Consider the following 13,404-nt stretch of genomic DNA (forward strand, 5'->3'; position numbering starts at 1 on the left):
TTTCTGCGCTTTCTCTACAACCTGCGCAAAGCTCCATCTTCCATCGGAAGGCCATTGGCGTGCTCTGAGTCTGCCGTGTCCTCTATCGTTGCGGCGCCGGAGCCCGACACCGCACGTGTGAAACCCGCGGTGTCGCTATCTCTGCCGAAGCCGGCGCCGGCGAATTTCTACGTCGCTCCCAGGTCTCCTGCAGTGGATCCGCTATTCTTGGCGAGATATTACCGACAGGCCTTCCTGCATGTGGACATGGGGACCTTTGCCAAGATCGTAAATGGAAAGGGCCCTAAGCTCATCGGCCGACTGGAGCCGTCCGAGGTTCCCAGGAGACAGATCGATCTGTTGACCAGCAGCGAAGAGGGAGGTGGCGCAAAGCCGATTTACGCCATGGCAGTACTTTCTGCCGTGCCTATGAGAAAGCGCAATGACGTGATCGATGGCCGCCGGTACCCGATCCTTGCAGTCCCAGCCCAAGCCGTCGTCGAAGACAAGCAATTTTGGCTCGCTGCGGCGTCGGATACTGCCCCGATCGCCAACCCTCGGTGCTTCTACCCCATGGGCGAAGACTGCGACGTTGGTGACTTTGGCCGGTTCAGTGCTGAACTTCTGCAGTCCCTTGCCAAGCTCGGTGCCGATGAGGAGCTCAACATAGGCTGGCAAAGTTGGTGGGATACCTGTTTGGGTGCATTACTTCGGGCGACTGATGCCGAAGATCTCGCGATGCTCGAACAAAGGGCCTGCAGTCAGTTGCCAGCCTACGAAAAGCAAACCTGGGCGCTTCGGGTCGAAGTTTTTGCCCAAGAGGGTGCAACCAATGCCGCAGTGCGTGAGTTGGATGCAGTGTATGCCGAACTGATCAGCCGTCTTGAGAGGGGGGACAAGGCACTTGGATGCTATCCGACCTTTTGCGGCACCGGGAATTCGGCCGTCGCGCCCGAACGCATTCCTATCAGCTATCGTCAAACTTTCGGGCATATGGATGCCTACGGCGGCGGAAAACGCGAGTTGTTCCCGCTCGATCCCACACAGCGGCGTGCCTCCCGTGCCATACTGTCCCTGCAGTCCGGCCAGGTTCAGGCCGTCAACGGTCCGCCTGGCAGCGGCAAGACGTCGATGTTGCGCGCTGTTGTCGCCAGCAAGTGGGTAGAGGCAGCGCTCGACCAAGCGCCTTGTCCAATCGTCCTGGCTTGCGGCACCACTAACCAATCCGTGACCAATGTGATCGGCGCCTTTGGCGAGGCGCCGCATCTCGACGACAAGCTGTTGATAGCCCGCCGGTGGATTCCGGATGTCCCGAGCTACGGAGCCTACCTGCCGTCTCAGTCCCAACTGAAAAAGGACGGTAAGGACGACAGCAAGGACGTTACCAAGCAGTTTATCTGCCTTCAGAAGGCGGCAACAGGTAGCTTGTATGCCTTCGTCGGTAGATCGGACGTCCTCGATCCAGCAAGGGCACTGGAATTCGAAGTGTCTTATCTCCAGAGTGCCCGGGCGCAATATCCAGATATACAACTTACTCGGCTGGAGGATGCGGTGGCCGCCGTGCACGGCGATCTCCACACGCATGTGGAGACGGTTATTGCTCATGCTAAGGCCTATTCTGAGCACCCGGAGTCGCGGACAAATTTCCATAAGCGCGCGCGCGCGCGGATCGGCCAGTGTGCCGAGCACTGGCATGTCGATAGGGTGGAGATCGCGGGGAAATGCCTGACGGCACTCGAACGCGCCTCAACCGAGCATGGGCGGTGCGACATCGACGCGCTGGATGATCTGATTGACCTGTTGTGGCGGGCCGATGCCTTTCACCTCGCCGCCCGCTATTGGGAGGGGCGGTTCCTCCTGGCCCAGCGAACCCGTCTATTCTCTCGTCATCCAAAAAATGTGGAGGAACAGCTCCGCCGCTTGTGCATGCTGACGCCCTGTCTGGTCGCGACCTGCCATTTGACGCCGACTTGGTGCAATACCGAGCCTGCAGCGGGCGGCAATCAGCCGGACGGGTGCTTGGCGATCGGACTGATTGACTTGCTCTTGATCGACGAAGCCGGCATGGTTTCGCCCGAACTGGGAGCCTGCCTGTTAGGGCTCGCCCAACGGACAGCGTTCATCGGGGATATCAAGCAACTCGATCCTATCTGGTCGGTCGATGTGGTCGGGGAGTCCGCCATTGTGGCCGGCCTCACTGAGGACACTGAGGTGCGTAATGCCCTGATCCAGTCCGGAAGGTCCGTCGCCGGCGGCAGCATGCTGCGCGCTGCGCGCCTAGTTTCTCACTGGCGGGACCCTGATGACGATGGCGTGACACTGCGTTATCACTACCGGTGCGCGCCGCCCATCATCGAATACTGCAATTACCTGTCCTATGGCGGGGTGCTGCGCACGCGGACCAAGACCAAGGATGGATTCTGGCCACCACCGCTTTCGTGGGTTGCCTTGGAAGAGGGGCCCAGCAAGGTGGGCAGCGGCTCCTTCTGCAACGTAGCAGAGGCGGAGGAGATCGTTTCATGGGTTCTCAGCGCTTGGCCTAAACTGACCGGTAACCCCGGCATGGAGGGAAAGACTATCGATGCTGTACTTGCCTTGCTAACGCCATATAGAGCGCAATCGGAATATCTGGCCAAGCGGCTCAAGGAGGAGTTCGATCGAGCCCGCCGAATGGGAACCCTAGGCGAGTGCTGCCCCAGTTCCCAGCATGTCAAGGACGTGGTGATCGGCACGGTTCATAAATTACAGGGCGCCGAACGCCCAGTGATCTGCTTTAGCCTCGTTGAAGGCCCCGAGCAGATGCCTAGCCAGTTCATGGATGGCAACGGGGCCATGCTTAACGTTGCCGCTTCGCGGGCCAAGCATGCGCTCGTTGTGTTCGGCCACCGGGATCGATTCTTGGTCACCGAGGTCAAGCCGGGTACCCAACTTAAGGATCTAGCGTTACAAGGGCTGCCGCCCTCTATCCTGTTAGGTGCCTACCTCAAGTTAGTCGCCAAGCCACTTTATCCAAGGCACTTAGCAATAATCGAGGCGCCGGGCAAGCTGGTGGCTCTGAGGCATGTTCTCGGCAAGGAATTCCGCGTCGAGGCGACTGGGGGATCTCTATGGTCCCTCGATCTAAAGGAGGGCGTTGACGATCGTGCCGGACTGGCACCCCGTCCGACATTGCGGAGTGGGGCGGAAGCGGTGATCAAACGAATTGCGCAGGCGGCGCAATCTGTTGAGAGTGTGCTGTTGCTTACCGACGATGATCGTATGGGCGACTACATAGCCTGGCAGGCTTCCAGGCTTACGGGCCTTGATGCGAAAGGTCTGCCGGTTAAGCGGGCGCGCATGGGGGCAATTACACCGGGCGGCATCCGGGATGCCATTACGCGTGCCACGGAGGGAGTGGACGAGGCGAGAGTCCTGGCCGAAATCACTCGCGAGGTCGCGGACCAGATGTTGACACGCTACCTGAGCGCCTATCTCGACAATGTTTTGAATCATAAGGGCGTGCGCAGCCACTTGTTGAGTCGAGAACAATTCTGGTCCAATTTGGGGGCAATGGATGGCACCAATAAACTCAAGACGACTAGCAAGACGCTGGGCAGGGTACAGGCAGGAATTCTGGGGCTGGTTGCCGGGGAGATAGGTCGCAAAGCAGCTGCTCCGTACTCGCATTGGGTAAGGATTGACCTGGGTGGGCGGTCCCTGGAGGGGCGAATTCTCGGTTCGCTGGGCCCGCAATGGACGGTAGGACAGGTATCCCCCTCTTGTAACGTTGAGTTCACAGTCTTGGATGTCACGGAGGATCGCCTGCCCGCCGACATCGCTGGGGCAGGCACAGTGGAACTGTTGGCCGGCGCATGGCGGCGCTATGCCATGCCACCTGGCACCACCATGAGACGGCTGCAGGCGCTCTATGAGGGCAGCTGGGCCCAGTGTCCGCAGGCTCCAGCCGACCCGATCGATCCGATCGAAATCCGGTATGAAGGTGCTGGACATCCTCCGGTCCTGCCGCTGGATCGGGCCAAAACGCCGGACACTTTGTTCATTGGCGCGACCACCGAGGATGTGGAAACGGCGAATATCTATCGGCTGATCTGGATGTGGTTCGAAGCCTTGGAATGCACTTCGGCGACCTACAGACGGATCACGGTACGCGGAAGGCTTCATGGGTATGGCGACATCGAGTTCACCGGCATGGCTCTTGAAGGGCTTCCCTCTGAGTTCTATAAGCCTCTCGACGGGGTTAGTAACGAAGAATTACTCCTCTGCGAGTTGAACAAAGGGCCCAATTCGCCGGAGGTTCTGCAAGAGCTGGCGATGTTGCGGCAGGTCCAGCCAAGAAATTGCCGCAGCGAAGCGCCGCAAGCAGGTCTGACCTTGGACGAGCTGCTTTACCTCTGCCAGAGAATGGGTATTGGCAAGCCTTCGTCGCTCGCTTCCTCGCTACAATCCCTCATCGACCGCGAAATCGTGCTGCCTAGTGGTCCCGGCAAGCCGCTCTCTTTGAGTCGTGCTGGCGTATGGATTGCCGAATTGCTCGGCTTACCCAAATTCCCCGCCGACTACGAAGGTGTCGGAAAGGTCGGTAAGGCGGACTTCAGCACCCAACTGGAGCGTTCGTTGACCCAGATCGAGAATGGCCTTTCGACGCCAAGGGACGTACTTGAGTGGCTGGTTGAGCTACTGGGTCCGTCCCACTTCAAGCACGTCTTACCTGATGCAATCTGGTCCAATATGACCGAATTGAACCGAGCCATGGCAAATGCCCAGAGCGAAGCATCGGAGGCGCCGCAACTGATTTCCCCGCCCGGAGCGTATGATCCGCTATGTCAGGACTGAGCAGCTATCCCCGATCTGGAGCCGGTGGGCTCAATCCCGCCGTGAAGATCACCAAACTGCTCAACGATTTGGGCAGTGCAGCCACCTTGCAGGACGGACGTTTCATAGCAACCCAGCTTATGAGGGAGTTGAATTTATATTGCAGTGGTAAGGCGAGTGCGGGGGATAAAGTCGACTTGTGTACAGCAGCCAGGGATAGCCTGTTTAAGGCAAAGCAAGCCGGTGTTCTTGACGGCTTCGCCTTTTTTGAGGCGATGCAGCTTGGAGCGGATTGGTTCATCAAGGCCTTTCCATTCGCCCAGATCGCGGGGACCGCTCAAGATATAAGCGCTTTCAACAAGTGCGCCCAAACACTAGAAAGCGCCGGCACGCTGGCAACCCTGGGGGACAAGCGCAGCGCGTCGGAGGAGGTAGGATCGATCTCTGCGCGTTATCAGATGTGCGCTTTGGCCGGCCGGGATCTATATGGCAGCCACTTCAATCCGGCGACGGCGGTCGGCAGCACCAAATACTCGGTCACTCGATCCAATAATCAACTGCTTTACGCCCGGTGCGCCGGACCTTACAACGTGAATGAGATCCTGGTGGTGGAAGTTCAAGGCTGCGATCCGATCGTCATCGTTGCTGAGGCTAAGGGTGGGGGCAGTACTTTCGGTGACGCCAATCCGCATCCTACTCAGAGTAAACCCAATGTGCTTGCCGCAGGCGCCACCACCGCAAACCGAATCAGTCAGACCGATTTGGCGTATGCTGTGTCGCGAGCTATTTACATGTCCAATGCAAAGAGCCACAACGGAAGTGACGTCCAGAAACTGAGGAAGGAAATCGGCTTCCTGATCCAGAATGCTGCGTTTAGCAAACGGCTCCTGTACATAACCGCGCGTGGTCAAGTTAAAGTCATCTCCACTAATCCGTTTCAAGCAGACCTTACGTCCGAGAGGGAACATATCAAATGGATCTAAACATCAGCACCTTTATGAGGTACAAGCTCCCGGATGCCAAGCTTACCGAAGCAGTAGCAGAATTTCTGAATCAACAGCCGGTCGATTTACCCTATTACCAGCGATGCATTCGCATGGCTTTAGTCGATTACAGTAGCAATCCCGAGGACTACTCCTACTTCGCCATACTCGACCAAGTGGCAAACGGCATCGCGACAGCCTATGCGTTGAGAAACAAGGATGATTTCGTGCAACGCTTATTCATCTATCGTTATGATGAAGACGGGGTCGAAGCGATTCCACCCATCGTATACCCGCCGCGCCACTTGATCTTGCGGCTAGTTCTGGCGTTACTGCAACGTGATGAGCACACTATCGTGCGTTTGGTGCACAAGGCCACGCCGCAGGTTGAACTGCGTCCCCAGGCCGGTCTCGAAGCATTTCAATGGCAGGCCATCGTCCTGCTACTCCAGGCCAAGCGAAACGCGTACGAAGCGGCTCTTTCCAACCTGGATAATCTGCTGCTGTCGGACGCTTTCATTCCACGAGACCGGGCATTCGCTGGCGCCTGGTCTGGAATTGCGCACGCTGTCCTTTCCGGTGATCAAGAGAGACTGGCGTCGGCCATCATTACCCGCAACGAGATCTGTACACAATATATCGCTAAGCAGCTCAAGCGCTGGTTGCGTAGCGCCAATACGGAACTCTTCGCCCTGGACTTCTTTGATCATGCAACAACGGCGTTGCTGCTTGCCGCGAATCGGAGCATTCCCTATTTTAGTCTGGCACAGTTGGAGAACTCCTATGCGGACATCCATTGGCTCCTATCGGCTATGCGGTCTAAGCCGCGTTAGTGCAGGGACCAGCCAGGCATTTGTAAAAATACGGGAATACGTGGAGTAGAGGAGAGACGATGGGAATTATCATTGAGTGCTACGAGCTAGCTGCCGATCAAGTGCCGAGCAAGCCAACCGGAGATGTCCTGCTTTCAATTCTGCAAGGCCGCTCCCCCGTCGCTTCGCTACCACTCAACAGTGCCATCGCGGCAGAGGCGCTTTCGGTATTGGAAAATCTCGATGCCACATTTTTTGCGGGTGCGCTTGAGCCGAACTTCAGCACGCTCATTCCACTTGAAATCCAGGCAGATCTGCATACCAAGGTCGACGATGTTCTAAATAAAGGAGGCAGCGAGGACTACGTTCTCGCAATTTTTGACCTCCTTGAAGTTACTCTCTCTGAGGCAATGCGAACAAGTAAGACTTTAGTATTTCGCGTGAGATAGTCCCGCGCTCATTAATTCTGTAATGGTTTAATGTACCCGGAAACTGGTTTGGGCGAAAATGCTCGCCATGGAGAGGTGTTTGATGACCAAGCAAAGACGTACTCTTTCCCTGCGTTCAAACAGCAGGCAACATACTTGGTACTGGATCAAGGATATCTGTCTGAACAATTAGAGCTATCCTGATTGACTCGCGGAGCTGGCATCAGACTAAAATGTGTTGTTTAGTCTGAGTCAGCGGCTGTGGTATCATTTGCGGTTTGGCTGATTTATTCTTAAATCAGGGAAACTGATTTTCTATGGTATTCATCATGGTATTCAAATCAAAGGTTTTGAGCAAACCCGCGCCGGTATTGGGTCTTTGCATGCCATTTACAATTGAGTGGGAATAAGACGTGACATATAGCGTCAAGGAAATTTTTTATACTTTGCAGGGCGAGGGCAATCATGCCGGTCGCCCTGCGGTGTTTTGCCGTTTTTCCGGTTGCAATTTATGGACTGGCAGAGAAGAAGATCGTTCCTCAGCGATTTGCCAGTTTTGTGATACTGATTTTGTCGGTACTGACGGTATCGGTGGTGGAAAATTTAAAGAGGCGCAAGAGCTGGCAGCGACAATTAATGCGCTTTGGCCAGCATCGTATACCGCCAGTAAATATGTGGTGTTCACGGGCGGCGAACCGTTGTTGCAGCTCGATACGGCTTTGATCGATGCTATGCACGCTGTGGGCTTTGAAATTGCGATTGAAACCAATGGCACGCTGCCTGTACCTGATGGCGTGGACTGGATATGCGTGAGTCCCAAAATGGGTTCTGAACTCGTGGTTCGCAAGGGCAATGAACTCAAGGTTGTTATTCCGCAAATCGGGCAGGACATGGCGACATATGCCAATCTTGATTTTGAACATTACTTCGTGCAGGCGATGGATGGCCCATTCCGAGATGATAATCTGCGCCGCGCAATTGATTTCTGCAAACAGCATCCGCAGTGGAAGCTGAGTTTGCAGACACATAAACTCCTTCAAATTCCTTAAGTTTTACATGTTAACGATTACCCGAAAAATGGAGTTCGATGCAGGTCATCGTATTCCCGATCACAGCAGCCAGTGTCGTAATTTGCACGGTCACCGCTATACTTTGCAAATCACGCTGACCGGCGAGGTGGTGCAGCAGGACGGTGAATCCGATAACGGCATGATTATGGATTTTGGCGATATCAAGTCATTGGCGAATCAGCATCTGGTCAATCTCTGGGATCACTCCTTTATCGTTTACGAGAAGGATTACATCATCAAAAATTTTCTGGAAAAATTGCCAGGACATAAAACCGTCGTCATTGATCGGGTACCGACAGTGGAAAATCTGGCGAAAATTGCTTTCGATATTTTAAAAGAAGTGTACCACGACCGGTTTGGCCGCAGTCTGCGTCTGACCAAAGTCACCTTGTATGAAACGCCGAACTGTTGGGCAGAGATTGACGGCTGATCTTCACTGCACAAATCAGCCATGGCCGACGTGAATGAATTTTCTTTGCCTCTGGATTCCGACCGGGAATTTATGCAAATCGCCTGCGAACAGGCGAAACTGGCGTGGACTTTGGGCGAGGTACCGGTCGGTGCTGTGATTGTGAAAGAGGGTGTCGTGATTGCGACAGGCCATAATCGTCCGATCGCCAATCATGATCCTACTGCCCATGCCGAAATCATGGCTTTACGTGCTGCCGCAGCATTGCTGGGAAACTACCGGTTACCAGGATGTGAGTTGTTTGTGACATTGGAACCTTGCATTATGTGTGCTGGTGCGATGATGCATGCCCGGCTTTCACGGGTTATTTTCGGTGCCAGTGATCCGAAAACCGGCGTGGCTGGTTCAGTCATGAATATTTTTGAGCAACCTCAACTCAATCATCATACCCGTATAACCACGGGGGTGATGGCAGCAGAGTGTTCTGCTTTACTCAGGGATTTTTTTGCGGAACGCCGGTTGCTGGCGCAGCAGAAAAAAGCCGGTATCACCATACCGTCGGATATATTCTGACTTTTCCCGATTTCGATTGATATGACATTGAATCTTCCAGTTTTGAAGCAACCGCTTGATATTGCCGTGGTGGCGCCAAGTGGTGCACCGTTAAATGAAACCGCGGTAGTGCGGGGGCTGGATTTGTTGCGGCAGCAGGGATTCAGAGTGCATAGTTACTATGAACCGGAACATAAATATCAGCGCTTTGGCGCAACAGATGAAGTGCGGGTACGTCAGATTCATGCGGCGGCATCTGACCCTCAAATCCGGGTTGTGATGGCTTTGCGTGGCAGTTATGGTTTTTCCCGCTTGCTGCCTTATCTTGATCTGGATTTGCTGGCGCAGAGCGGAAAGATATTCACCGGGTATAGTGATTTCACGTTGATGCATCAGCTGTTGCTTCAGCGGGGTGTCTGCAGCATTGCCGGACCGATGTTGTGCGATGATTACACGCGCGATAATCCTGATGAATACACGTTGAAACAGTTCGCCGATTGTCTGTCTTCCAGCCGGCATCAGGTTGAATTTGCTTCAGACACAGTGCCGGAGCTTGATGTGCAGGGCGTGTTGTGGGGTGGGAACCTGGCGATGCTGGCGCATGTTGTTGGCACCCCTTATGCGGCGGCGCCGGAGAATGGGATTCTTTTTCTGGAAGATATCGGCGAGCATCCGTACCGGGTTGAGCGGATGTTATTGCAACTCCATTACGCGGGAATACTGGAAAAACAAAAAGCCATTTTGTTGGGGGATTTTTCTGGTTATCGTCTGGCCGAGCATGATAATGGCTATGACTTTGCGGCGATGCTGACTTATCTGCGCAGTCTCGTGCGTTGTCCTGTACTGACGGGCTTGCCATTTGGGCATATACGCGAACGTGCCACACTGGTTGTTGGCAGCCAGGCCAGATTGACGGCGAAAGAGGGTATTGCTAGTCTGGTGATGTGTTATCAGTGGTAGCGATGCATGCGTAGTGCATATTTCAAAAATGCCAATTCATTATAAAGAAAGCCGCCCATCGGGCGGCTTTCTTATTGGACGATGCTATCGCTGGGGCAGGTTTCAGTCTGCAGCATAAATATCATTGTCTTTGGTTTCGCGGATAAACAATGCGCCGATAACGAATGTCGCCAGCGCAATGATGATTGGGTACCACAAGCCATAGTAGATGTCGCCCTTGAATGCAACCAGCGCGAATGCAGTGGTTGGCAGCAGACCACCGAACCAGCCATTGCCGATATGGTATGGCAGGGACATGGAGGTGTAGCGGATACGGGTTGGGAACATTTCCACCAGCATTGCCGCGATCGGACCGTAGACCATGGTGACGTAGATCACCAGTATCACCAGCAGAACCAGAACCATAGGCTGATTAATCTGCTTAGGATCTGCCTTGGCTGGATAACCGGCAGCTTTGATGGCATCCGCCAGTTCTTTGGAGAATGCTTTATCTTTTGCTGCCGCTTCTTCTTTTGGCAAACCGGTTGCATTGAAAGAAGTGATGACTTTTTCACCGACTTTGACTGTCGTTACAGTGCCGGCGGGAGCAACTTCATTGGAGTAGTTGACCGATGCCGCCGCCAGTTTGGCTTTGACGATGTCGCAGGAGGAAGTGAATTTTTTGGTGCCGGTCGGATTGAACTGGAACTGGCAATCTGCAGGATCAGCAGTCACCACAACCGGTGCATTCTTCAGTGCGTTTTCCAGTGCGGGATTAGCATAGTGTGTCAGCGCATTGAAAATCGGGAAGTAAGTCACTGCAGCGATCAGGCAGCCTGCCAGAATAATCGGTTTGCGGCCGATTTTATCGGATAACGAACCAAACACGATGAAAAACGGTGTGCCGATAACCAGTGATGCAGCGATCAGCAGATTGGCTGTTGCGCCATCTACTTTCAGAGTTTGCTGAAGGAAGAACAGCGCGTAGAACTGACCGGTGTACCAGACAACGGCTTGACCTGCTGTCAGGCCAACCAGCGCCAGAATAACGATCTTCAGATTTTTCCATTGGCCGAAAGATTCGGTCAGCGGCGCTTTGGACGTCTTTCCTTCCGCCTTCATTTTGGCGAATGCAGGAGATTCATTCATGGACAAACGGATCCAGACAGAAATCGCCAGCAGGAAGACGGAAACCAGGAATGGCACGCGCCAGCCCCAGGCCGCGAATTCGTCTTCACCGATAGCGGAACGTGTGCTCAGGATCACGATCAGGGACAGGAACAGTCCCAGTGTTGCTGTCGTCTGAATCCAGGCAGTGTAAGCACCGCGTTTGTCATGCGGTGCATGTTCTGCCACATAAGTTGCTGCACCACCGTATTCACCGCCCAGTGCAAGACCTTGCAGAATCCGCAGTGAGATCAGGATGATCGGTGAAGCAATTCCCCAGCTGGCATAGCCGGGCAGCATGCCGACGCAGAAAGTCGAACCACCCATAATCAGGATCGTGACCAGGAAAGTATATTTGCGGCCAATCATGTCACCGAGGCGACCAAAAACCAGCGCGCCGAAAGGACGCACAATAAAGCCCGCAGCAAATGCCAGCAAAGCAAAAATAAAGGCGGTATTCGGGTCAGTGCCTGCAAAGAATTGTTTGGCAATAATGGCTGCCAGAGAGCCGTATAGATAAAAATCGTACCATTCAAAAACGGTTCCGAGGGAGGACGCAAAAATTACTTTGCGTTCTTCCGCAGTCATTCCGCTTGACGTTGCAATCGGTGCTGTCGCCATGCTTGTCTCCTGATTATGTTTTAAAGTGTGTTGGCAAAGCGTGTCAGTATGAGGAATAGTTGTTCTGACATTTTTTGCACAACTTGAGTGTGTGTGCTGAACCTTACAACATGCTTTCTTGAAACTTACAGAAACTTACGGATTTGTCGGTCTTATTCGATAAAGCAACGATTTCTCATGAGATTTAAAAATTTGCGAACGGTCGTACTAAATTATGCTATTCTGCTTTTCAGGTCATGCGTATGGCAGGGTATGCAGATAAGCCTAGACAGGTATCTGCATAGCCCGAACTGCAGTTTTATGTTTGCCGATGACAACTGATGTTGCTGAGAAAAAGCGTTTTAGTCGTATTCTGAAGTAGTCAAATACCCAGGTATTTCAAGTATTCCAATTCATCCACAGGAGACACCACATGAATGATGCAGTTATCGTTTCTACCGCCCGTACCGGTTTAGCAAAATCCTGGAAAGGCGCTTTCAATATGACGCACGGCGCCACGATGGGTGGTCATGTTCTGGCAGCTGCGATTGAGCGTGCCGGAATTGAGGCTGCTGAAGTCGAGGATGTCATCATGGGGTGTGCCACGCCGGAAGGTGCAACCGGCAGCAATATCGCGCGTCAGATCGCATTGCGTGCCGGATGCCCGGTCACCACAGCAGGCATGACCGTTAATCGTTTCTGCTCCTCCGGTCTGCAGACTATTGCGCTGGCGGCACAGCGGATTATTGCCGGTGAAGGCGATATCTATGCGGCGGGTGGCGTGGAGTCTATTTCCTGTGTTCAGAACGAAGCCAACAAGCACATGATCGTCGAGCCCTGGCTGAAACAGCACAAGCCGGAAGTCTACTGGCCGATGTTGCAGACGGCAGAAACAGTCGCCAAACGCTACGGTATTCCACGTGAACGTCAGGATGAGTATGGTGTGCAGAGCCAGTTGCGGGCAGCCGCAGCGCAGGCAGCAGGGCTGTTCAATGCTGAAATCGTACCAATGACGACTGTAATGGGCGTGGCGGATAAGGCAACCGGTATGCTGGTCAGCAAAGAAGTGACCATTTCCGCTGATGAAGGTATCCGCGCCGATACCACGCTCGAAGGCGTGTCTAAAATCCGTACCGCGATACCTGGTGGCGTGATCTCTGCGGGTAATGCCAGCCAGTTTTCTGATGGCGCATCGGTTGCGGTGGTGATGAACAGCAAGCTGGCAGAGGCAAAAGGCTTGCAGCCGCTGGGTATTTTCCGTGGTTTTGCGATTGCCGGTTGCGAACCGGATGAAATGGGTATCGGTCCGGTTTTTGCAATTCCGAAGTTGTTGAAAAAAGCCGGTCTCAAAGTGGAGGATATCGGCTTGTGGGAACTGAACGAAGCGTTTGCAGTACAGGTGCTGTATTGCGCTGACAAGCTCGGCATTCCGATGGATCGTCTGAACGTGAATGGTGGTGCGATTGCAGTGGGACATCCATACGGTGTATCGGGTGCCCGTCTGACTGGTCATGCGCTGATCGAAGGAAAGCGCCGCGGTGCGAAATACGTGGTGGTGACAATGTGTATCGGTGGCGGTCAGGGTGCTGCTGGCCTGTTTGAAGTTGTTTGACGTACACTCGTGGCCAGTTTCATGCGGTCGGCTCATCTGAC

10 protein-coding genes are annotated in these 13,404 nt (G+C 54.0%); 9 read left to right on the forward strand and 1 reads right to left on the reverse strand.

Annotated elements, in window-relative coordinates:
• Positions 1-75: 75 nt before the first annotated feature.
• The 8 genes from H8K27_RS16675 to H8K27_RS07450 all read left to right on the forward strand — a co-directional run bounded on the left by H8K27_RS16675 (position 76) and on the right by H8K27_RS07450 (position 10,005).
• Positions 76-4,812, forward strand: a complete 4,737-nt coding sequence (locus H8K27_RS16675) for an AAA domain-containing protein (protein ID WP_186862512.1) — start codon at positions 76-78, stop codon at positions 4,810-4,812.
• On the forward strand, positions 4,800-5,774 hold the full coding sequence (locus H8K27_RS07420) for a hypothetical protein (protein WP_186862513.1): 975 nt from the start codon (positions 4,800-4,802) through the stop codon (positions 5,772-5,774). Before H8K27_RS16675 ends, H8K27_RS07420 begins: the two co-directional genes overlap by 13 nt.
• Positions 5,765-6,607, forward strand: a complete 843-nt coding sequence (locus H8K27_RS07425) for a hypothetical protein (RefSeq protein ID WP_186862514.1) — start codon at positions 5,765-5,767, stop codon at positions 6,605-6,607. Before H8K27_RS07420 ends, H8K27_RS07425 begins: the two co-directional genes overlap by 10 nt.
• A gap of 59 nt (positions 6,608-6,666) precedes the next feature.
• Entirely contained in the window at positions 6,667-7,035 is a 369-nt protein-coding gene (locus H8K27_RS07430) for a hypothetical protein (protein WP_186862515.1), read from the forward strand.
• Positions 7,036-7,427: 392 nt separating this feature from the next.
• The gene (gene queE, locus H8K27_RS07435; protein WP_186862516.1) at positions 7,428-8,063 is read left to right on the forward strand and encodes a 7-carboxy-7-deazaguanine synthase; all 636 of its coding nucleotides are present in this window, start codon (positions 7,428-7,430) and stop codon (positions 8,061-8,063) included.
• Positions 8,064-8,070: 7 nt separating this feature from the next.
• Positions 8,071-8,514, forward strand: coding sequence for a 6-carboxytetrahydropterin synthase QueD (queD, locus tag H8K27_RS07440; RefSeq protein ID WP_186862517.1), 444 nt, complete (start codon positions 8,071-8,073; stop codon positions 8,512-8,514).
• A gap of 21 nt (positions 8,515-8,535) precedes the next feature.
• Entirely contained in the window at positions 8,536-9,066 is a 531-nt protein-coding gene (gene tadA, locus H8K27_RS07445; protein WP_230419001.1) for a tRNA adenosine(34) deaminase TadA, read from the forward strand.
• 27 nt (positions 9,067-9,093) lie between these two features.
• Positions 9,094-10,005 carry an LD-carboxypeptidase gene (locus tag H8K27_RS07450; RefSeq protein WP_408058419.1) on the forward strand — a complete coding sequence of 304 codons (912 nt, stop codon included), beginning with the start codon at positions 9,094-9,096 and terminating at the stop codon, positions 10,003-10,005.
• A gap of 102 nt (positions 10,006-10,107) precedes the next feature.
• Here the strand turns inward: H8K27_RS07450 and H8K27_RS07455 are convergent, their stop codons facing one another.
• On the reverse strand, positions 10,108-11,772 hold the full coding sequence (locus tag H8K27_RS07455) for an MFS transporter (RefSeq protein ID WP_186862519.1): 1,665 nt from the start codon (positions 11,770-11,772) through the stop codon (positions 10,108-10,110).
• 412 nt (positions 11,773-12,184) lie between these two features.
• Here H8K27_RS07455 and H8K27_RS07460 point away from each other — a divergent pair, with 412 nt between their 5' ends.
• The gene (locus tag H8K27_RS07460; protein ID WP_186862520.1) at positions 12,185-13,363 is read left to right on the forward strand and encodes an acetyl-CoA C-acyltransferase; all 1,179 of its coding nucleotides are present in this window, start codon (positions 12,185-12,187) and stop codon (positions 13,361-13,363) included.
• The last annotated feature ends 41 nt before the right edge of the window (positions 13,364-13,404 follow it).

The organism is Cognatundibacterium griseum, assembly GCF_014284195.1.
Taxonomy (GTDB): Bacteria; Pseudomonadota; Gammaproteobacteria; order Burkholderiales; family Burkholderiaceae_D; genus Undibacterium; species Undibacterium griseum.